15 protein-coding genes and 2 tRNA genes are annotated in these 21,317 nt (G+C 71.0%); 9 read left to right on the top strand and 8 right to left on the bottom strand.

The features are described from left to right. Both VE614_RS15935 and VE614_RS15930 read right to left on the bottom strand, forming a co-directional pair. Positions 1-1,855 (bottom strand): PAS domain-containing protein (locus VE614_RS15935; protein ID WP_324936943.1); only part of this gene is annotated, 1,855 nt, incomplete at its 3' end. Between the two features lie 228 nt (positions 1,856-2,083). After that, entirely contained in the window at positions 2,084-2,629 is a 546-nt protein-coding gene (locus VE614_RS15930; protein WP_324936941.1) for an SSI family serine proteinase inhibitor, read from the bottom strand. A 216-nt stretch (positions 2,630-2,845) separates the two neighbouring features. On the opposite strand from VE614_RS15930, the gene VE614_RS15925 reads away from it, so the two are divergent. The 5 genes from VE614_RS15925 (at position 2,846) to VE614_RS15905 (ending at position 5,935) form a co-directional block, all read left to right on the top strand. Further along, a tRNA-Ser gene (locus tag VE614_RS15925) sits at positions 2,846-2,936 on the top strand. Positions 2,937-3,159: 223 nt separating this feature from the next. Next, positions 3,160-3,232: transfer RNA gene (locus tag VE614_RS15920), tRNA-Arg, on the top strand. Positions 3,233-3,432: 200 nt separating this feature from the next. Continuing rightward, entirely contained in the window at positions 3,433-3,981 is a 549-nt protein-coding gene (locus tag VE614_RS15915) for an RNA 2'-phosphotransferase (RefSeq protein ID WP_324936939.1), read from the top strand. 87 nt (positions 3,982-4,068) lie between these two features. Continuing rightward, positions 4,069-4,971: an LLM class flavin-dependent oxidoreductase gene (locus tag VE614_RS15910; protein ID WP_324936937.1), complete on the top strand. Its 903-nt coding sequence runs from the start codon at positions 4,069-4,071 to the stop codon at positions 4,969-4,971. Between the two features lie 94 nt (positions 4,972-5,065). Then, on the top strand, positions 5,066-5,935 hold the full coding sequence (locus tag VE614_RS15905; protein WP_324936935.1) for an HAD-IIB family hydrolase: 870 nt from the start codon (positions 5,066-5,068) through the stop codon (positions 5,933-5,935). Positions 5,936-5,982: 47 nt separating this feature from the next. Here VE614_RS15905 and VE614_RS15900 read toward each other — a convergent pair whose 3' ends face one another. The 4 genes from VE614_RS15900 to VE614_RS15885 form a co-directional block, all read right to left on the bottom strand. Then, complete coding sequence (locus tag VE614_RS15900; RefSeq protein WP_324936933.1) at positions 5,983-7,059, bottom strand: M23 family metallopeptidase; 1,077 nt, start codon at positions 7,057-7,059, stop codon at positions 5,983-5,985. Positions 7,060-7,164: 105 nt separating this feature from the next. Beyond that, positions 7,165-10,803, bottom strand: a complete 3,639-nt coding sequence (gene cydD / locus VE614_RS15895) for a thiol reductant ABC exporter subunit CydD (protein WP_324936931.1) — start codon at positions 10,801-10,803, stop codon at positions 7,165-7,167. A gap of 12 nt (positions 10,804-10,815) precedes the next feature. Further along, positions 10,816-11,841, bottom strand: a complete 1,026-nt coding sequence (cydB, locus tag VE614_RS15890) for a cytochrome d ubiquinol oxidase subunit II (RefSeq protein ID WP_324936929.1) — start codon at positions 11,839-11,841, stop codon at positions 10,816-10,818. Between the two features lie 20 nt (positions 11,842-11,861). Beyond that, positions 11,862-13,367, bottom strand: coding sequence for a cytochrome ubiquinol oxidase subunit I (locus tag VE614_RS15885; RefSeq protein WP_324936927.1), 1,506 nt, complete (start codon positions 13,365-13,367; stop codon positions 11,862-11,864). A 208-nt stretch (positions 13,368-13,575) separates the two neighbouring features. Between VE614_RS15885 and VE614_RS15880 the strand changes: the two genes are divergently transcribed. Continuing rightward, positions 13,576-13,995 carry a cyclophilin-like fold protein gene (locus VE614_RS15880; RefSeq protein WP_324936925.1) on the top strand — a complete coding sequence of 140 codons (420 nt, stop codon included), beginning with the start codon at positions 13,576-13,578 and terminating at the stop codon, positions 13,993-13,995. A gap of 267 nt (positions 13,996-14,262) precedes the next feature. Here VE614_RS15880 and hisC read toward each other — a convergent pair whose 3' ends face one another. After that, positions 14,263-15,342, bottom strand: a complete 1,080-nt coding sequence (gene hisC / locus VE614_RS15875; RefSeq protein ID WP_324936923.1) for a histidinol-phosphate transaminase — start codon at positions 15,340-15,342, stop codon at positions 14,263-14,265. Positions 15,343-15,778: 436 nt separating this feature from the next. On the opposite strand from hisC, the gene VE614_RS15870 reads away from it, so the two are divergent. The 3 genes from VE614_RS15870 to VE614_RS15860 all read left to right on the top strand — a co-directional run bounded on the left by VE614_RS15870 (position 15,779) and on the right by VE614_RS15860 (position 19,229). Continuing rightward, positions 15,779-16,891, top strand: coding sequence for a LacI family DNA-binding transcriptional regulator (locus VE614_RS15870; protein ID WP_324936921.1), 1,113 nt, complete (start codon positions 15,779-15,781; stop codon positions 16,889-16,891). A gap of 185 nt (positions 16,892-17,076) precedes the next feature. Further along, positions 17,077-18,168 carry a metallophosphoesterase gene (locus VE614_RS15865; RefSeq protein ID WP_324936919.1) on the top strand — a complete coding sequence of 364 codons (1,092 nt, stop codon included), beginning with the start codon at positions 17,077-17,079 and terminating at the stop codon, positions 18,166-18,168. A 194-nt stretch (positions 18,169-18,362) separates the two neighbouring features. After that, positions 18,363-19,229, top strand: a complete 867-nt coding sequence (locus tag VE614_RS15860; RefSeq protein ID WP_324936917.1) for a hypothetical protein — start codon at positions 18,363-18,365, stop codon at positions 19,227-19,229. Positions 19,230-19,360: 131 nt separating this feature from the next. Here the strand turns inward: VE614_RS15860 and thiC are convergent, their stop codons facing one another. After that, positions 19,361-21,166 carry a phosphomethylpyrimidine synthase ThiC gene (thiC, locus tag VE614_RS15855; protein WP_324936915.1) on the bottom strand — a complete coding sequence of 602 codons (1,806 nt, stop codon included), beginning with the start codon at positions 21,164-21,166 and terminating at the stop codon, positions 19,361-19,363. Positions 21,167-21,317 lie beyond the last annotated feature (151 nt).

Genomic DNA, 21,317 nt, shown 5'->3' with positions numbered 1-21,317 from the left:
TGCGCCGCCGGCCGGTCGGCGCCGGGGCGGACCGGTCCTGATCGGTCTCCGGGCCGCCGTCCGCCGCACCCGGCAGATCGATCTCCAGGAAGGCGTCCGTGGAAGCCCGCCGGGCCCGGCGCCGTCCGCCGCCGGAGGTCTGCTCGGCGGCCGGGACCGCGCCGGCCGCGATGGCGGGTGCGGACACGGCGCCCGCACCGCCGCCGAGGGGCACTTCGAGCACGTAGGCGCTGCCGCTCATGCCGGGCACCTCGTGCGTCTGGAGCACACCGCCGTGCGCCCGCACGATTCCGCGCACGATCGGCTCGTGCACCGGGTCGCCCCCGGAGTACGGCCCGCGCACCTCGATCCGTACGACATCGCCCCGCTGCGCCGCCGCCACCACGACGGTGTTGTCCAGGTAACCGCCGGCGGACACCGGAGAGTTCCCGGTCGCGTCGACCCCGGCGACATCGGCGACGAGATGCGCGAGCGCGGTCGCCAGCAGCCGTGCGTCGACCGCGGCCTCGATGGGCGGCGCGTGCACCGCGAACTGCACCCGTCCTGGCCCGATCAGCTCGACGGCCCCGTCGACCCCGCTGGCGACCACGGAGTCCAGCATCACCTTCGTACGGGTGATCTCGTCGCTGCCGGAGTCGAGGCGCTGGTAGCCGAGGACGTTGTCGATGAGCGTGGTGATGCGGGAGTACCCGGCGGACAGGTGGTGCAGCACCTGGTTGGCCTCGGGCCACAGCTGGCCGGCGTCGTCCGCGGCCAGCGCGGACAGCTCGCGGCGCAGTTCGTCGAGGGGCCCGCGCAGGGAGGTGTTCAGCAGGGTGAGCAGCTGCTCGTACCGCCCGGCCAGGGCCTCGTAGCGGTCCTTCTCCCGCTCGGCGAGCGCGGCGTACCGCTCCTCACCCGCGGCCAGCTCCTCCTCGTGCCGCTCGCGCAGTTCCTCCAGCTCGGTGACGTGCTGCTGGCGCAGCGCGGTGAGGTCGGAGGCGTGCTCCTCGGCGAGCCGCTCCAGCTCCTCGGCGTGCCGCCGCTCCGCCTCCTCCTTCTCCTCCACCAGCGCGTCGTACGGCCGCCGGTCCAGGAAGGTCATCACGGCGCCGACCAGCTGGTCACCGTCGCGCACCGGCGCGGTCGTCAGGTCGACCGGCACCTTGTCGCCGCTCTTGGACCACAGCACCTGGCCGCGCACCCGGTGCTTGCGCCCGGAACGCAGGGTGTCGGCGAGCGCGGACTCGTCGTACGGGAAGGGGGAGCCGTCGGCCCGCGAGTGCAGGAAGAGGTTGTGGAGTTCCTTGCCGCCGAGGTCGCTGGCCCGGTAGCCCAGTATCTGCGCGGCGGCCGGGTTGACCAGGACGATCCGGCCGTCGGTGTCGGTACCGACGACGCCCTCCCCCGCGGCCCGCAGGATCATCTCGGTCTGCCGCTGCGAGCGGGCCAGCTCGGCCTCGGTGTCGACGGTGCCGGACAGATCGCGTACGACGAGCATCAGCAGTTCGTCGCCGGTGTAGCCGTAGCTGTCGTAGGCCTGCTGGCCGTTCTCCAGATTCGCGGACGTGACCTCGACCGGGAACTGGGTGCCGTCGGTGCGGCGGGCCATCATCCGGGTCGGCTTCGTCCGCCCGCGCGGGTCCATGTGGTCGGGCCGCCGCATGGAGCCGGGGATGAGCTTGGAGTCGAACTCCGGCAGCAGGTCGAGCAGCCCGCGCCCGACCAGGGCGGTGCCCGGCGTCTCGAAGGCCTCCAGGGCGATGGCGTTGGCGTTGACGACGGTTCCGTTGGCGTTGACCAGGACCAACGCGTCGGGCAGCGCGTCGAGTATGGCTGCGAGGCGAGCAGCGCCTCGGGGTGGCCTGCTGCTCACGAGACGCTTCCTCCCTGTTACCGCACCTTGCCGACCGCTCGGGCCATCTTGCCAACCGGCCCGCGGCGTGTCACGCGAGGGAGTCTAAGGGCTGAGGTTGCGCTCGCGACGCGGGATGGGAGAGAGGTCGCACCAGGCGGTGAAGCCCGCCGGGTACCCCGGCGGCAAGGAGCGCATGACCGCGTACGTCCGCGCCCATGCGCCCTTCTCGTCACCTCCGCAGGACGTTTACAGCGGCCCGGGCTTTCTCCTCGCCTCGTCCACCGCGCCCCGCTGTCCCGTCCAGTCCCGCAGGTCGGGCAGCAATGGCACCAGCCGGTCCCAGCGGTCGATCTCGCAGCCGTTGCTGCGGTCGAACGTGGTGTCGACGGGGCGTCCGGCCCAGGTACCGGTGACATGGGCGGTGGCGGGGCCGCCGTACTGCATGGTGCAGACGGCGCCCCCGGAGACAGGGGCGAAGGTGTCGCTGCCCCACCGGGTGCTGCGGTCGAGCACCCGGCAGGCGCCGGCCGGGTCCGGGTGGCTGCCGCCGCTCGGGTGGCAGTCCAGCTCGAAGGTCCCGTCCGCGCCGCCGCCCGCGTTCCGGACGGTGACGGTGAGGTGGTGCTCACCTGCGGACCGGTCAGAGCCGGTCAGGGGCGGTGGCAGCTTGGGGGACGGGACGGCGAAGGCGGTGGCGGCGGGCGCGGCGGAGAGCGAGCCGAGCGCGGCGAGGGAGGCACCGGCGGCGACGATCAGCCGCCGGACCGTGTGGGGGGTGGTGACCTTCAACATGACCTGACTAACGCCCCAGGCGCCCGTACGTTGCGTTCGGCCCGCCGGGACCGGCCGCCACCCGCCGTGCCTCCGCCGCGTGCCCCCGGCGCCGCACCGGGAAGCCCTTTGCCCTGCGGCCCGCCTGCCTAGTACCGTGGGGGGCGATTGGTGACAGCGCGCTCGACTGTGTCATCATCTGCACGCACCACTCGCGCTCGCGCGGGCGGCTGTGCTGGAGGCGTCGCCTAGTCCGGTCTATGGCGCCGCACTGCTAATGCGGTTTGGGCCTTAAAGCCCATCGAGGGTTCAAATCCCTCCGCCTCCGCGCAAGATCACCGAAACCCCGGTCCGCACGGACCGGGGTTTCGTCGTTCCCGGCCCCCTCCGGCCCCCTCCGGCCACTCCGCCCCACCCTGCCCAGTCAGGCATTTCCGCAGGTCAGGCGGGGTAGACCAATCGGATTTCACATGACGGCGGCAGTCATGTAATGTTCTTCCTGTCGCCGCGAGCGGGCCGGAAGGAACGAAAGCGGCGGAGAAAAAGAACAAGCACTCGTAGCTTAACGGATAGAGCATCTGACTACGGATCAGAAGGTTGCAGGTTCGAATCCTGCCGAGTGCACACAGAGCAGAGGCCCCGGAGAGATCCGGGGCCTCTGGCGTTGTGGGGCGTAGAGCGCGGTGACTCAGTGCGTCGCCTGTGTGCCGGGGTTTGTCCACAGGGATGGTCAATCTGGCTGTGGATAACTGGAGTTGCTGTGGATCAAACCTCGGAACATATTTCGGGTGCGTGATCCGCGTCTCTCCCGGCACCCTGGCCCCATGGATGAGAGACGCACCGTGAAGGTGTCGAAGTACCTCTCGAAGCACCTGCGGCATCAGCCCGAGCGGATCGGGCTGGAGCCGGACGACGGGGGATGGGTCGAGATCGACACGTTGATCGCGGCCGCCGCGGCGCACGGCTTCCGCTTCACGCGCGCGGAGCTGGACCACGTGGTCGCCACCAACGACAAGCGGCGCTTCGCGATCGAGGGCACCCGGATCCGCGCCAGCCAGGGCCACAGCATCGAGGTGGACCTGGGGCTCCCGGCGGCCACCCCGCCGCCGTACCTCTTTCACGGAACCGTGGCCCGGAACCTGAACGCGATCCGCGCGCAAGGGCTGCGCGCCATGGACCGGCATGACGTGCACCTCTCGGCGGACCGCGAGACCGCGACCCGCGTCGGGGCCCGCCGGGGCCGCCCGGTGGTGCTCACGGTGGACGCGGGGGCCATGCACCGCGACGGCCATGAGTTCCGGGTCAGCGCGAACGGGGTCTGGCTGACCCAGGCCGTACCGCCGCACTACCTGCGCTTTCCGGAGGGGCACTGAGAGGGGCCGGTACCGAGAGAGCAGGGGGGCTGTGCCCCAGAGTCACTGTTTCACGTGAAACGTGACGGGCCGCTTAGGCTCGGTGGCATGAGTCTGCGCCTGAGCACTGTGATCCTCCCGTACCGCCGCTGGCACGAAGGCAGCAAGGAGGCATGGCAGCGCGCCGAGCAGCTCGGCTTCCACACCGCCTACACCTACGACCATCTGTCCTGGCGCAGCTTCCGGGACGGCCCCTGGTTCGGTGCCGTGCCGACTCTGGCCGCCGCCGCGGCCGTGACCGAGCGACTGCGACTGGGCACCCTGGTGACCTCGCCGAACTTCCGACACCCGGTGACCCTCGCCAAGGAGCTGATCTCCCTCGACGACATCTCCGGCGGCCGGATCACCCTCGGCATCGGCGCGGGCGGCACCGGATTCGACGCGACCGCGCTCGGCCAGGAGCCCTGGACGCCGCGCGAGCGCGCCGACCGCTTCGCCGAGTTCGTACCGCTGCTGGACCGGCTCCTCACGCAGGACGCGGTCTCGTACGAGGGCGACTTCTACTCGGCGCACGAGGCCCGCAACATCCCGGGCTGTGCGCAGCGCCCCCGGCTTCCCTTCGCCGTCGCCGCCACCGGCCCGCGCGGGCTGAGGCTCGCCGCCCGGCACGGACAGGCCTGGGTGACCACGGGCGACCCCAAGCTGTACGAGACCGGCACGCCGGAACAGTCGGTTCAAGCCATTCGCGGACAGGTCGAGAAGCTGGCCGACGCGTGCGCGGTGATCGGGCGGGACGTGACCGCGATCGACAAGGTGCTGCTCACCGGATTCACCCCGGACCGCGGCCGGCCGCTGGAGTCCGTGGACGCCTTCGTCGATTTCGCCGGACGCCACCGGGAGTTGGGCTTCACCGACATCGTCGTCCACTGGCCCATCCCGGACTCGGACTTCGCCGCGGACCAGAAGGTCTTCGAGCAGATCGCCGTGGCGGCGGTGGCCCAGCTGACCTGAGGAAACGGAGGGTGACGAGGCCGGTGGGGGTGGTAACCACTCAGATGTGCGGAGTCCCGCACGGCCGTGCGGGCATATGCGGGAGAATGGCCCGGTGACCTCAGCGACTCGACAGCCCGAGACCCCGGCCCCCGCGATACCGCCCCGGCTGATCGCCACCGACCTCGACGGCACGCTGCTGCGCGACGACAAGTCGGTGTCCCCGCGCACGATCGCCGCCCTCGCCGCCGCCGAGGAGGCGGGAATCGAGGTCTTCTTCGTCACCGGCCGCCCGGCCCGCTGGATGGACGTCGTCAGCGACCATGTCCACGGCCACGGCCTGGCGATCTGCGGCAACGGCGCCGCCGTGGTCGACCTGCACGGCGGCCCGGGCACCCACCGCTTCGTGAAGGTGCGGGAGCTGGCCCGGGAGAACGCGCGGGACACCGTACTGCTGCTGCGGGAGGCGGCACCGGGCACGGTCTTCGCGGTGGAGCAGACGTACGGCTTCTACCAGGAGCCGGACTATCCCAAGCTGCACATGGAGGTCCCGGACGCACTCGCGCCCGCCGAGCACCTCCTCGCGTCGGACGCCCCGGGTGCCGGCGAGCCCGTGCTCAAGATCCTCGCCTACCACCCCTCCCTCGGCCCGGACGCCTTCCTGACCCTGGCCCGCCTCGCCATCGGCGACCGCGCCAACGTCACCCGCTCCAGCCCCAGCGCCTTGCTGGAGATCAGCGGCCCGGGCGTCTCCAAGGCCAGCACGCTCGCCCTGTGCTGTGCCGAGCGCGGCATCTCCCACGAGGAGGTCGTCGCGTTCGGGGACATGCCGAACGACGTCGAGATGCTGACCTGGGCGGGGCAGTCGTACGCGATGGGCAACGCCCATCCGGACGCCGTCGCGGCGGCGTCGGGCCGTACCGTCGCGAACAACGAGGACGGTGTGGCGGTGGTGATCGAGCGGCTGCTGGCCCAGCGCGGCTAGACAGCCTCCGGCCAGGGCGTCTTCCGGCCAGGGTGCCTACCCGCGGGCTAGCCGAGCCGTACTCCGCGTGCCGCCAGCCACGGAACCGGGTCGACTCCCGAGCCCAGCTCGCGGGTGACCCGGACCTCGAAGTGCAGATGCGGACCGGTGGAGTTTCCGGTGCTGCCGGACTGGCCGATCCACTGGCCGGTCTCCACCCGCTCGCCCTGGTCCACGGCGATGGACGCGAGATGGGCGTACTGCGTGTAGTAGCCGCCCCGGTGCTCGAGCACGATCTCCATGCCGAAGGCACCCCCGCAGGACACCTTCACGACCTTGCCCGCGCCGACCGCCCGCACCGGTGTGCCGACCGGCACCGCGAAGTCCTGCCCGGTGTGCCGGTTGGCCCATCGGGCACCGCCGCTGCCGAACGAGGCGGACAGCGCGTACGTCTCCACCGGCGCCACCCACTCGGTCGTGTAGGACGCCTCCGGCTGGTCCAGCCGTACCGCGCCCCGGCAGCTGCCCGCCGCCACCGAGGTGTTCGCCTCGCCCTGCAACCGTGTGCGCGCCTCCTCCAGCTTCCGCTCGATGGACTCCTTCATCGCCGCGAGTTCGGCGTTCCGCTCCTCCAGCGCCTGCCAGGCCGCCTCGGCCTTCGCCTCGTCGGCGGCGAGCCGGGCCTGCGCGCGACGGCTCTTGGCGATCGCGTTGTTCACCGCGAGATCGGCCTGGGAGAAGACACGCTGACCGCGCATCAGCTCGTCGGGACTGCCCGCGAGAATGATCTGCGCGGCGATCGGCAGCCCCCCGCCGTCGCGGTACTGGGCGCGGGCGATCCGTCCCAGATCCTCGTGCAGTACGGCGATCTGCCGCCGCTCCTGGTCCAGCAGTCCTTCCAGCCGCCGGGCCTCCGCCCGCTGTGTCTCCGCCTCGCGCCGCCCCCGCTCGTACTGCTGAGTCGCCACCGCCGCGTCCCGGTACAGCCGCGCCACCTGGGCGCCGGTCCCCGTTCCCCAACCGCCGGGGCCACCGGTGCCGCCGGTCACGCCGCCGTCGGAGGAATCGGTGGGCCGGGCGGCGAGCACGGCCAGCGCGCACACGAGCACGGCGAGGAGCGCGGGGTGACGACGAGGTGACAGCATGTCAGCGATCGTGTCCCCTGCGGGGGGTCCGGGGCCTGTTCAAGTCGTACGCATGGGGGATGGACGGGCCCGGATGGAGCAGTCGCCCGACGAGTTGATGGTCGGTCAGCCGACCGCGCCGGTCACCGCTTGCGTCGCCGCCTCCCTCGCCAGCATGTCCCGCAGCGGCCCCTCCACCGCGGCCAGCTCCGCGTAGGTCCCGCGCTGCACCTCCCGTCCCGCGTCCAGCACCAGCACCTCGTCCACGTCCTCGAGACCGGCCAGCCGGTGGGTGATCAGCAGCGTCGTACGCCCCTCGGTTGCGGACAGCAGGTCGGCGGTGAGGGCGTCGGCGGTCGGCAGGTCCAGATGCTCGGCCGGCTCGTCCAGGACGAGCACCGGGAAGTCGGCGAGCAGCGCCCGCGCGAGGGCCAGCCGCTGCCGCTGACCGCCCGACAGGCGGGCCCCGTGCTCGCCGACGAGGGTGTCCAGCCCGTCGGGCAGGCTGTCGGCCCACTCCAGCAGGCGCGCCCGGGCGAGCGCGGCCCGCAGCTCGTCCTCCGTGGCGTCCCGCCGGGCGAGCAGCAGGTTCTCCCGCACGGTGCTGTCGAAGAGGTGCGCGTCCTGGGCGCACAGTCCGACCAGCCGCCGTACGTCGTCGCCGTCGAGGGCGTACGCGTCCACCCCGGCCAGCGTGTAGCTGCCCGCGCGGGCGTCCAGGAACCGCAGCAGCACCTGCGCCAGAGTCGTCTTGCCGGACCCGGAGGGGCCGACGACCGCGATGCGGCGTCCCTGGTGCAGCGTCAGGTCGAGCCCGGCGAGCGCGTCCCGCTCCTGGCCGGGGTGGCGGGCGGACAGGTCGCGCAGCACCACGGGGAACGGCGTCGCGGGCGTCTGCCGGGGCCGCTCCGGCTCCCGTACCGGCTCGGGCGCGTCCAGTACCTCGAACACCCGCTCCGCGCTCCGGGCCACCCGCTGCCGGTACCGCACCGCGAGCGGCAGTCCCAGCACGGCCTCGAAGGCGGCCAGCGGAGTGAGCACGACCACGGCCAGCGCGACGCCGCTCAGCCGTCCGTCGGCCACGGCCTGGACGCCCGTGAGCGCGGCGGCGGCGACGGTCAGGCCGGAGACCAACGCGATCAGGCCGTCACCGAGGGCGGTGGCGGTGGCCGCGCGTGAGGCGATCCGGGTCAGCTCGGCGTCGGCCCGCCGGGTCTCGGCGGTCCGGGCGGGCAGGGCGCCGGCGACGGTCAGCTCCGCGGTGCCGGTCAGCAGGTCGGCCACTCGGGTCGCGAGCACGCCCCGCGCCGGAGCGAGGCGGTGCTCCGCGCGCCGGGCCACGGCACCGGTGATCAGCGGGACCCCGGCGCCGGCGGCCAGCAGGCCGACGGCGAGGACGGCCCCGGCCTCGGGCAGCAGCCAGGCCGTGAACCCGACCGAGACCGCGGAGACCACGACGGCCGCCCCGGCGGGGAGCAGCCAGCGCAGCCAGTAGTCCTGGAGCGCGTCCACGTCGGCGACGAGCCGGGAGAGCAGATCGCCCCGGCGGGTGGTGCGCAGACCGGCGGGTGCCAGCCTTTCCAGCCGCCGGTAGACGGCGACCCGGGTGTCGGCCAGCATCCGCAGCACGGCGTCGTGCGACACCAGCCGCTCGGCGTACCGGAACACCGCCCGGCCGATCCCGAAGGCTCGCGTCGCCGTCACCGCCACCATCAGATACAGCACGGGCGGCTGCTGCGAGGCCCGCGAGATGAGCCAGCCGGAGGTGGCCATCAGGCCGACGGCACTGCCGAGCGCGAGACTCCCGAGCAGCAGCGCGAGGCCGAGACGGCCACGTCGGGCGGCGGACAGGGCGCGGACGCGGGTCAGGACACCTGCGGGGGCGTGGGTCGGGGTGCCGGTCGAGGTACCGGCCGAGGGGGTGGATGCCGAGGGGGTGGATGCCGAGGGGGCGGGTGCCGAGGGGGCGGGTGCCGAGGGGGCGGGTGCCGTATCCAGTGCCGCCGATTCGGGCCCGATCACGGCCGCCGTCTCGCCGAGAGCGGCGCGCGGCTCCGATGCCGTCGAGGCACGGCGTGCGGCGGGCACCACCGGGGACAGACCTGCGGACGCCGCCGAGCGCGCGGGCCCGGGGGCCGCGCCGGCCAGCCGTACGACCCGGTCCGCCACGTCCAGCAGCGCCGGCCGGTGCACCACCAGCAGGACGGTGCGCCCGGCGGCGAGGCGCCGAACCGCCGCGACGATCTCCGCCTCCGTGGCCCCGTCGAGCGCGGCCGTCGGCTCGTCCAGCAGCAGTACGGGCCGGTCGGCGAGAAAGGCCCGGGCCAAGGCGAGCCGCTGGCGCTGACCGGCGGACAGGCCGGTGCCGTCCTCGCCCAGGACCGTGTCCGCGCCCTGAGGAAGGGCATCGACGAACTCCAGCGCGCCCGCGTCCCGCAACGCCCGGCGTACGGCACGGTCGTCGGCGTCGGGGCGGGACAGCCGGACGTTCTCCGCGATCGTCCCGGCGTACAGATGCGGTCGCTGCGGCACCCACGCGATATGCGAGCGCCACTCCGTCAGGTCGACGTCGGTGAGATCGGCTCCCCCGATGCGCACCCGGCCCTCGCTGGGCCGTACGAAGCCCAGCGCGACGTTGAGCAGCGTGGACTTGCCCGCGCCGCTCGGGCCGACGAGGGCGACGGTCTCGCCGGGTTGGACGGTCAGGGAGACGTCGGACACCGCGTCCGCCGCGCGACCCGGGTAGCGGACGGTCACGTTCTCGAAGGTCAGCGGGCCGGCCGGGACGGCGCCGGTGCCCGAGGCCGGTACCGGGGTCTCCAGCACCGAGAAGATCTCCTCGGCGGCCGCCAGGCCCTCGGCCGCAGCGTGGTACTGGGCGCCGACCTGTCGCAGCGGCAGATAGGCCTCGGGGGCGAGGACGAGGATGACCAGGCCGATGTACAGGTCCATCTCACCGTGCACGAGCCGCATGCCGATCGTCACGGCGACCAGGGCCACGGAGAGGGTGGCCAGCAGCTCCAGCGCGAAGGACGACAGGAAGGCGATCCGCAGGGTGCGCAGGGTCGCCTGGCGGTACTCGCCGGTGATGCGCTTGATCGACTCGGCCTGGGCCTTGGCCCGGCCGAACACCTTCAGCGTCGGCAGGCCGGCGACCACGTCCAGGAAGTGGCCGGACAGCCGGGACAGCAGCCGCCACTGACGGTCCATCCGGGACTGGGTGGCCCAGCCGATCAGCACCATGAAGAGCGGGATGAGCGGCAGGGTGCCGACGATGATCGCCGCCGAAACCCAGTCCTCGGTGACGATCCGCGCCAGCACCGCCACCGGCACGACCACCGCGAGCCCCAACTGGGGCAGATAGCGGGCGAAGTAGTCGTCGAGCGCGTCGACTCCCCGTGTCGCCAGCGCGACCAGCGAACCGGTGCGCTGCCCGCTCAGCCAGCCCGGGCCGAGCGCCGCCGACCGATCCAGCAGCCGTCCCCGGAGCTCCGACTTCACCGCCGCGCCGGCCCGGTGGGCGGCCAGCTCGGTGAGCCAGGCGACCAGGGCACGGCCGCACGCGACGACTGCCAGCAGCAGCAACGGCGTGCGGAGTCCGGTGATCGACATCCCGTTCTGGAAGGCGCCCACCACCGTCTCGGCGACGAGCATCGCCTGAGCGATGACCAGACCGGCGCCGACGGCGCCCAGGCCGACGACCACCACCAGGAAGAACCGGGTGGCACGGGCGTAGCGAAGCAGCCGTGGATCGATCGGTTTCACGTGAAACACACCTCAGTGCGCGGCTTGGGGAGCGGCGTGCGGGTCGGGCGCGATGTGCTGGGTGCCGATCCGCTTCCGGAACACCCAGTAGGTCCAGCCCTGGTAGAGCAGCACCACCGGAGTCGCGACGACCGCGAGCCAGGTCATGATCTTCAGGGTGTAGGCGCTGGACGAGGCGTTGGTGACGGTCAGGCTCCAGTCCGGGTTCAGCGTCGACGGCATGACGTTCGGGAAGAGCGTCAGGAAGAGCATCGCCACGGCGGCCACGATGGTGAGCCCCGACCAGGTGAAGGCCCATCCCTCACGCCCCGCCCGGGTCGCCGCCAGCGCGGTGACGAGCGAGGCGACGGCCACGACCATGGCGACGAGCGAGGCGGCGTCGCCGTTCTCCACCTGCGTCCACAGCAGGAAGAGCAGCGCCAGTACGGCGGTCACCGGGCCGACGCGCAGGGCCAGTCCCCGCGCCCGCTCCCGGATCTCCCCGACCGTCTTCAGCCCGACGAACACCGTTCCGTGGAAGGTGAACAGGGAGAGCGTCACCAGGCCGCCGAGCAGCGCGTACGGGTTGAACAGGTCGCCGACGGTGCCTACGTACTCCAGGTCCCGGTCGATCTGCACGCCGCGGACGATGTTGCCGAAGACGACGCCCCACAGGAACGCCGGGAGCAGCGAGGTCCAGAAGATCGCGGTCTCCCAGTTGCGCTGCCAGTGCTCCTCGGGGCGCTTGGCGCGGTACTCGAAGGCGACACCACGGATGATCAGGCAGATCAGGATGAGCAGCAGGGGCAGGTAGAAGCCGGAGAAGAGGGTGGCGTACCACTCGGGGAAGGCGGCGAAGGTGGCGCCGGCCGCGGTGAGCAGCCACACCTCGTTGCCGTCCCAGACCGGGCCGATGGTGTTGATCAGCACCCGTTTCTCGGCCCGGTCGCGGGCCAGCAGCCTGGTGAGGACGCCGACCCCGAAGTCGAAGCCCTCCAGGAAGAAGTAGCCGGTCCACAGGACGGCGATCAGAACGAACCAGACGTCGTGCAGTTCCATGACTGTGCGGCTCCCTCGGCCTAGTAGGAGAAGGCCATCGGCTTGTCGGCGTCACGGAGGTCGCCGCCGATCTTCGTGGGCGGGTTGAGGTCGGCCCCGGTCAGCTCGGGCGGGCCGGCCTTGACGTACTTCACCAGCAGCTTGACCTCGATCACGGCGAGAACGGCGTAGAGCGCGGTGAAGGCGATCATCGAGGTGAGGACCTCGGCCGTGGAGACACCGGGGGAGACCGCGTCGCGAGTCTGGAACACGCCGTAGACGACCCACGGCTGACGGCCCATCTCGGTGAAGATCCAGCCCCAGGAGTTGGCGATCAGCGGGAAGCCCATCGTCCAGAGGGCCAGCAGCCAGTACAGCCGGGTGAGCTTGGTGCCGAGCGGCTTCTTCAGCAGCACCAGGTGTGGCACCTGGTCCTCGCCGGTGCGGTGGGCGGCCGGCAGCATGAACTTCTTCCGGGTCAGCCACAGGCCGAGCAGGCCGAGCGAGAAGGACGCCATGCCGAAGCCGATCATCCAGCGGAAGCCCCAGTAGGCGACCGGGACGATGGGCTTGTAGTCGCCGGGCCCGAACTTCTCCTGGAGGGCCTCATTGGTGTCGTTGATGCCGGGCACGTACGACTCGAAGTCGCTGTGGGCGAGGAAGGACAGCAGACCCGGGATCTCCAGGGCGACCTTGTTGTGCCCCTTGTCGACGTCGCCGTAGGCGAACACGGAGAACGGCGCCGGCTTCTCGCCGTCCCACAGGGCCTCGGCGGCGGCCATCTTCATCGGCTGCTGCTCGTACATGACCTTGCCGAGGGTGTCGCCGCTGACCGCGGTGAACAGACCGCCGACGGCCAGGGTGACCAGGCCGAGCCGGAGCGAGGTCCGCATCACGGGGATGTGCTTCTTGCGCATCAGGTGGAAGGCGGCGATGCCGACCAGGAAGGCACCACCGGTGAGGAAGGCGGCCGAAAAGCTGTGGAAGACCTGGTTGAGGGTGGTGTTCTGGGTGAGGACCGCCCAGAAGTCGGTCAGCTCGGCACGGCCCTTCTCCTCGTTGATCCGGTAGCCGACCGGGTGCTGCATCCACGAGTTCGCCGCGAGGATGAAGTACGCCGACAGCAGCGTGCCGATCGAGACCATCCAGATGCAGGCCAGGTGGATCCTCTTGGGCAGCTTGTCCCAGCCGAAGATCCACAGTCCGATGAAGGTGGACTCGAAGAAGAAGGCGATCAGGGCCTCGAACGCGAGGGGCGCTCCGAAGACGTCACCGACGAAGCGGGAGTAGTCGGACCAGTTCATGCCGAACTGGAACTCCTGCACGATGCCGGTGACCACACCCATCGCGATGTTGATCAGGAAGAGCTTGCCCCAGAACTTCGTCGCTCTGAGGTACTTCTCCTTCTCCGTGCGCACCCAGGCGGTCTGCAGGCCGGCCGTGAGGGCGGCGAGCGAGATCGTCAGGGGGACGAACAGAAAGTGGTAGACGGTGGTGATGCCGAACTGCCAACGCGCCAGAGTCTCGGGCGCCAAAGCCAATTCCACGTCGTCAGTCTCCTTACATCGCCGTGGACCGCGGCAGTTTGCCCCTCTTGTCACGAACAAACGGGATCAACCGGGACACGCTTGTGAACGCGTTCACATTCACAAGTAATTATGACGCACTGATTTTCGGCCTGGACAGGGGGGTCCCTCCTTGGCCTCCATGGCAACCTCTTGGCAGCGACTTCAACATCTTGTTGAATTGCGCGCCATGTACACACAGCACTCACGAGCGCACACAGAGACGCGGTCCTCGACCCGCATACGGATCTCCTGGCCCGCGGGACACCTCACCGCGACCCTCGACGACACCCCGACGACCCAGGCCCTCACCAAGGCCCTGCCGCTCTCCTCCACGGCCCACACCTGGGGCGAGGAGGTCTACTTCGACACCGGCGTCGCCGTTTCACGTGAAACCGAGGCCCGCCAGGTCGTCGACCCCGGCACGGTCGCCTTCTGGACCGACGGCGACGCCCTCGCCCTTCCCTACGGCCCCACCCCCATCTCGCGGGGTGACGAGTGCCGCCTCGCCAGTCCCTGCAACGTGCTCGGCAGCCTCGACGGCGACCCCCGCCTACTGGCCACCGTGCGCAATGGCGACCCCATCCGCGTGGAGCTGGTGCACGACTAGCCGAGTAGCCGTCCCGCCGCCGTCCGAGGTGCCGCACCACCCGGACGCCACCGTCGTACGGCTGCTCACGATGCCCGCGTGATGACCCCGCGGGGCCGGCACGCCTGGTGGACTCCCGCCGGCTGGACCGGTTGCTGCCGCGCATCGGCACCGAGGGGGGCGAAGAGGTGGGGGCGGGCACGGCACGCGACGCGCCGCAGCGCGAACGGGCCCCGTGACTCCGCCCCATGAGCCGTGCCCCGCCCCATGAGCGGGAGCCCTCGGTGTTCAGAGTTCCCCGCGGAACGCCTCCGCCGCCTTCAGGAAGATGTCGTTGCCCTCGGCCTCCCCGATCGTCACCCGCACACCCTCACCGGGGAACGGTCGCACGACCACGCCCGCCTGCTCACAGGCCTGCGCGAAGGCGACCGTGCGCTCCCCCAGCCGCAGCCACACGAAGTTGGCCTGGGTCTCGGGCACCGTCCAGCCCTGCGCGCGCAGCCCGTCGACCACGCGGGTGCGCTCGCACACCAGCGAGCCGACCCGGCCGAGCAGCTCGTCCTCGGCGCGCAGCGAGGCGATCGCCGCCTCCTGGGCCAGCTGGCTCACTCCGAACGGCACCGCCGTCTTGCGCAGCGCAGCGGCCACCGGCTCATGTGCGATCGCGAACCCGACCCGCAGCCCGGCGAGGCCGTACGCCTTGGAGAAGGTCCGCAGCACGCAGACGTTCGGCCGGTTCCGGTACAGCTCGACGCCGTCCGGTACCTCTGGGTCGCGGATGAACTCGCGGTACGCCTCGTCGAGGACGACCAGCACATCGCCGGGCACCCGGTCCAGGAAGCGCTCCAGCTCGGCCCGGCGCACCACCGTGCCCGTGGGGTTGTTGGGATTGCAGACGAAGATCAGCCGGGTGCGGTCGGTGATCGCCGCCGCCATCGCCTCCAGGTCGTGCACATCGCCCGGCGTCAGCGGCACCCGGACCGAGGTGGCACCGCTGATCTGCGTGATGATCGGGTACGCCTCGAAGGACCGCCAGGCGTAGATGACCTCGTCACCAGGGCCGGCGGTGGCCTGGATCAGCTGCTGGGCGACTCCGACGGAACCGGTGCCGGTGGACAGATGGGAGACGGGCACCCCGAACCGCTCGGACAGCTCGTTCATCAGGCCCGTGCAGCCCATGTCCGGGTAGCGGTTGAAGGAGGCGGCCGCGGCCGTGACACTCTCCAGCACACCCGGCAGCGGCGGATAGGGGTTCTCGTTGGAGGACAGCTTGTAGGCCACCGGGCCGTCCGCGGCGGCGGGCTTGCCCGGCTTGTAGGTGGGAATACCCTCCAGCTCGGCGCGCAGCTTGGGGCTCGTCTCGCTCACCGCAGTCCTCCTCGCGACCACCGGCACCGCCTGACCGTCACCGGCTACCAATGCTTCTTACCTTATGAGGATTCGGCTCTGCTGCGAACAGGTGCGGGAGGACCGCTCCGGGGCGCCCTGTCGCCGCACCTCACCGGCATCGCGGGGCAACACGGAGCGAAGGCGTACGAAGCGGGGGGCGCGCCGCACATATATCTACGCGCCGGTAGCTCGCGCCGTGGCGCGCATCCCTCATGAAGGTGAGTTGAGACCTCTTCGATACCTCGCCCGGTTGGCAGGCCGGTGCACGCCGACAGGTCACGTACGATGCAGAATATCGTCAACTGCCTTGTATTCTAAGGCAATTGAACCTGACTGGCCATGCAGAAACGTGCCTGTCAACGGGTGCATATGCGTCCGCACTACCCCACCGCATGAGCCCTACTATCGGCTCGCCATGACAGCAGCAGGGAAGCACCAGGTGAGCCGCGCGGAAACCTCACGTCGAGGCAGCCGGCCGGGCCGGGCGGGCATCAGAGACGTGGCCGCCGCCGCCGGAGTCTCCATCACGACCGTCTCCGACGCCCTCAACGGCAAGGGCCGGCTCCCGGACGCCACCCGACGCCATGTCCGAGAGGTCGCCGACCGGCTGGGCTATCGCCCGTCGGCCGCGGCCCGCACCCTCCGTACCGGCAAGTCGGGCCTCATCGGCCTGACCGTGACCACATACGGGGATGAACCTTTCACCTTCACCGAGTTCGCGTACTTCGCGGAGATGGCGCGGGCCGCCACCTCGGCCGCGCTCGCCCGCGGCTACGCCCTCGTCATCCTGCCCGCGACCTCCCGGCACGACGTCTGGTCGAACGTCGCCCTGGACGGCACGGTGGTCATCGACCCCTCTGATCAGGACCCGGTCGTCAGCGAACTGGTCCGGCAGGGTTTACCGGTCGTCTCCGACGGCCGCCCGGCCGGCTCGCTGCCGGTCACCGCGTGGGTCGACAACGACCACGAAGCCGCCGTCCTCGGCATCCTCGACCATCTGGCCGACGCCGGCGCCCGCCGCATCGGCCTGCTGACGGGCACCACCACGGACATGTACACCCACCTGTCGACCACCGCGTATCTGCGCTGGTGCGAGCGGGTCGGCCAGGACCCGGTGTACGAGGCCTACCCGGCACACGACCCGTGTGCGGGCGCCGTCGCGGCCGACCGGCTGCTGGCCCGCCCCGACCGGCCCGACGCGGTGTACGGACTGTTCGACCCGAACGGCACCGACCTGCTCGCCGCCGCCCGGCGCTACGGGCTGCGCGTACCGGACGACCTGCTTCTGGTCTGCTGCAGCGAATCCACCGTGTACGCCAACACCGAACCGCCGGTCACCACGCTGTCCCTGAAACCACGCCGGATCGGCACGGCGGTGGTCCAGCTCCTCATCGACGCCATCGAGGGCGTCGAGTCGGACCACCCGGTCGAACAGGTGATACCGACCGAGCTGATCGTGCGTACCTCGTCCCAGCGACGCCCGCCTCGGACGACGGTCAGCCCGCCGCGGGCTCCCGAGAGGGACTGACCGGAGGCGGTCACCAGGGCGGCCGAAGCCCTGCCCAATCGGGGCGAAAGCCGCGATGAACCGGAGTCCTGCTCTGATTCACCACCCCTGGGTCATCACACGGCGCGATCCGCATTCCTATGATGGGCCCACGACACCGCGGGCCGCTGCGACCAGGCAGTCCGAAGCGGTGCAGCGGCGGCGCGATGGTGGAGGGGTCGATGACTCAGGGGGCCGGTCAGGGACCCGAGGTGGAGCGGACGGCGACGTTGCGCGACTTCCGGGTACCGGCGTATGTCCACGAGACCGGTCCGTATGCCCACAGCACCCACCCCGGCGAGGCCCCGGGGCCCGTCGCGGAGCCGGTGGCCTACCCCCAGGAGTACACGCCGACCGAGCGCGACCTGCCGGTGATCAACCGGGGTGACACGCTTCAGGTGACCGTCGACCCGGCGCCCGTCACACCGCCCGCCGCCGGTCCCGGCCCGCTGTTCGTCGTCGGGGACGTACACGGCTACCTCGACGAGCTGGTCACCGCACTTCAGGAGAAGGGCCTGATCGACGCCGCCGGGCGCTGGTGCGCGGGCACCTCCCGGCTCTGGTTCCTCGGCGACTTCACCGACCGTGGCCCGGACGGCATCGGCGTCATCGACCTGGTCATGCGGCTGTCCGCCGAGGCCGCCGCGGCGGGCGGCTACTGCAAGGCCCTGATGGGCAACCACGAGCTGCTGCTCCTCGGCGCCAAGCGGTTCGGCGACACGCCCGTCAACTCCGGCGCGGGCACCGCCACCTTCCAGGCGGCCTGGCTGCTCAACGGCGGCCAGAAGACCGACATGGACCGCCTCCAGGACCACCACCTCCAGTGGATGGCCCGCCTCGACGCGCTCACCGAGACCGACGGCCATCTGCTCGTCCACTCCGACACCACCGCCTATCTCGACTACGGCGACTCCATCGAGGCCGTCAACGACAACGTCCGCGAGACCCTCACCCGCAACGACGCGGACGAGGTGTGGGACCTCTTCCGCAAGTTCACCAAGCGCTTCTCCTTCCGCGACGAGGGCGGCGCCGACGCCGTGCGCTCCCTGCTCGACACCTACGGCGGCACCCGCATCGTCCACGGCCACAGCCCCATTCCGTATCTGCTCGGCGAGGTCGGCTCCGAGGACGGCGAGGACAGCACCGGCCCCCTGGTCGAGGGACCGCACGTCTACGCCGACGGACTCGCCATCGCGATGGACGGTGGCGTGACCATGGCCGGGAAGCTGCTGGTCCAGCAACTTCCGCTGAACATCTGAGTGGTCGACCGGTGGTCGGCCCGCCGACGGCGGACCGGCGGGTAACCATGCAGGCCGGACCCCAATTTCGGTAAACCCCCTGTCACCGCCTGCCGTCACCGCTCTACCATCGGCATATCCGTAGCAGGCTCCCCTCCGTTTCTGCCCGACGGCTCGTCAGCGTGCGAGCCCCAAGCCCTACGGAGCATCGGGGGATGCACATGAACAGCGTTCCGCAGCACCTGCTGAGTGAGGACCGCCAGGAGTACGAGCGGCTCCTCGACGAGGTGCTGCGCTCCGCACCTCACCGCCCGGAACTGGCCGCTGCCGGGCAGCGGCTCACCACCGAACAGCTGCGCATCATGGCGCTCAGCGCCACCGCCCTCATCACGGCGGCCGCCGCGACCGAGTACCAGCACTATGTGAAGGTCCGTGAGGAACTGCGCCGGCCGGCGCCGTCCGCCCCGTCGTCGGTCAGCGCGTCCGGCTCCGAGGAGCCGGGGCCGGGCGCGGTGGGCCTCGCCACCACCGTGGGAGAGGCCGCCGAGACCGTCGGCGCGGGCGCCGTCGCCTTGGTCGCCGTCCTCGCCCCCGTCCTGGCCGGCACGGCCGCGGCGATCTTCCTGCTCGTCGGGTACGTCCTGAGAATGCTCGATCCCGAGCAGGCGTTCGCCCGGACCATGCTGACCACCGGATGGGTGTTCGGCGCCGTGACCGCGCTGGCGATCCTGGCCGCGGCCGTGGGTCTGCTGCTCACCGCCCTGCGCAACCGGCCCTCACCGGAGCCCGATCCGTACGGCGAACCGAACACCGAGCTGGCCCAGGCGAAGGACGCCTGGCGCGAGGCCCTGCTGGAGCGCGGCATCGTGCCGTTCCTGCGCGAGGCCCTCGCCGACTCCGGCACGGCCGTACTGCACCGTACGGCCCCACCGGCGCCGACCAGCCGCATGCCGCACCTCGGCTATGACCGCCCCGGCTTCACCAGCCCCGGCGACGGCCCGGCAGCCGGCTCCCGGCCCAGCTACACCAGCCCGGACTACACGAGCCCGGACTTCGGCGGCCCGGAGCACCGGCCGGAATGACCCTCGGCTTGCGCCCCCGCACGGGGAGCGCAAGCCGAAAACTGCCTTCTGGCCTGCCGGAAAGCCTGAAGCCGACGACCGGAGGACGGCACGACGCGAGGACGGGACGAGGAGTGCGGGCCCGGCGCGGGTCAGTCCGCGATCGGCAGATACACCCGGTTCCCGGCCGCGGCGAACTCCTTCGACTTCTCGGCCATGCCCTGCTCGATCTCCGCCTTGGTGCCGCCGTGTTCACGGCGGATGTCCTGGGAAATCTTCATCGAGCAGAACTTCGGCCCGCACATCGAGCAGAAGTGCGCCGTCTTGGCGGGCTCGGCCGGCAGGGTCTCGTCGTGGAACTCGCGGGCCGTGTCCGGGTCGAGGGCCAGATTGAACTGGTCCTCCCACCGGAACTCGAAGCGGGCGTCGGACAGCGCGTCGTCCCACTCCTGCGCCCCGGGGTGCCCCTTGGCCAGGTCGGCCGCGTGAGCGGCGATCTTGTAGGTGATGACGCCGGTCTTGACGTCGTCACGGTTGGGCAGGCCCAGGTGCTCCTTGGGCGTGACGTAGCAGAGCATCGCCGTGCCCCACCAGGCGATCATCGCGGCACCGATGCCGGAGGTGATGTGGTCGTACGCGGGCGCGACGTCCGTCGTCAGCGGGCCGAGCGTATAGAACGGAGCCTCATCGCAGATCTCCTGCTGAAGGTCGATGTTTTCCTTGATCTTGTGCATCGGGACATGACCGGGGCCCTCGATCATCGTCTGCACATGGAAACGCTTGGCGATCCGGTTGAGTTCCCCGAGCGTCTTCAACTCGGCGAACTGCGCCTCGTCGTTGGCGTCCGCGATCGAGCCGGGCCGCAGGCCGTCACCGAGCGAGTAGGTCACGTCGTAGGCGGCGAGGATCTCGCACAGCTCCTCGAAGTTCTCGTAGAGGAACGACTCCTTGTGGTGTGCCAGGCACCATGCCGCCATGATCGAGCCGCCGCGCGAGACGATGCCGGTCTTGCGGTTCGCGGTGAGCGGGACGTACGCCAGGCGCACGCCCGCGTGGACCGTCATGTAATCCACGCCCTGCTCGGCCTGCTCGATGACCGTGTCCTTGTAGATCTCCCAGGTCAGTTCCTCGGCCTTGCCGTCGACCTTCTCCAGCGCCTGGTACAGCGGCACGGTGCCGATCGGCACGGGTGAGTTGCGCAGCACCCACTCGCGGGTGGTGTGGATGTTGCGGCCGGTGGACAGGTCCATGACCGTGTCGGCGCCCCAGCGGGTCGCCCAGGTCATCTTCTCGACCTCCTCCTCGATCGAGGAGGTCACCGCGGAGTTGCCGATGTTGGCGTTGACCTTCACCAGGAACCGCTTCCCGATGATCATCGGCTCGATCTCCGGATGGTTGACGTTGGCCGGCAGCACCGCCCGGCCCGCCGCGATCTCCTCGCGGACCACCTCGGGAGACACGTTCTCCCGGAGGGCCACGAACTCCATCTCCGGGGTGATCTCGCCCCGGCGGGCGTACGCCAGCTGCGTGACCGCCTGGCCCTCCCGGCCCCGGCGCGGCTGACGCGGCCGTCCGGGGAAGACCGCGTCGAGGTTGCGCAGACCGCCTCGCGGTGAGGTGTGCTTGATCCCGTCGTCCTCGGGACGGACGGGGCGGCCCGCGTACTCCTCGGTGTCGCCGCGGGCGATGATCCAGTTCTCCCGCAACGGCGGCAGGCCCCTGCGGACGTCGGTTTCGACGTGCGGATCGGTGTACGGGCCCGATGTGTCGTACAGCGTGACCGACTGCCCGTTGGTGAGGTGCACCTGGCGGACCGGCACCCGCAGGTCGGGGCGGGTGCCCTCGACATACGCCTTGTGCCAGCCGATGGACTTCCCGGCCTCCCCGTCGGTCGACGTCTCCGTCGCGGCGGAGACGTTCTGAGCGGAGGCAGGCGTGCGCGCGTCCTTGATGGTCATGAGACCTACTCCCTACGCCGGCATTACCCGGTAACAGGTTCGGCGGTCGACGCAGCGGTATCCGTCTGCCGACGTCTCGTGTGAAACATCACTCGTGTTCGGTGATGTTTCATGTGAAACATCGCTGGGACGGAGGTCAGCGCCCTCTCAG

Origin of the sequence: Streptomyces sp., from assembly GCF_035645055.1 — a bacterium.
GTDB lineage: Bacteria > Actinomycetota > Actinomycetes > Streptomycetales > Streptomycetaceae > Streptomyces.
The sequence above is the reverse complement of the archived record's forward strand: the minus strand, read 5'-3'. Positions and strand labels throughout refer to the sequence as shown.